Below are 241 nucleotides of genomic sequence, written 5' to 3' on the forward strand. Positions count from 1 at the left end.
TCAGTTGCTGCTGCGGCGCCCCGGCGTGCGACGAGACACTCGACGGCATGGCGGTCGTGTTGCTGTTGACCGAAGCAACACCCGCTGGTGCTCCGATGGCTTTGAGTTCCGGTGCGACGATGGCACACCGCTGCGCGTCACGTTCGCCCTGGACTGCTGCGACCGGGAAGCGATTAGCTGGGCGGCGACGACTGGCGGCCATAGTGGTGATGTGGTGCGCGACGTGATGCTGGCTGCCGTC

At 66.4% G+C, this 241-nt stretch carries 1 pseudogene; it reads left to right on the forward strand.

Going from position 1 to position 241, the window contains the following annotated elements:
- Positions 1-241 (forward strand): annotated as a pseudogene (locus SB659_RS20365) (IS3 family transposase); the annotation flags it as partial.

This window comes from Arthrobacter sp. SIMBA_036 (assembly GCF_046535135.1).
Classification (GTDB): Bacteria; Actinomycetota; Actinomycetes; order Actinomycetales; family Micrococcaceae; genus Arthrobacter.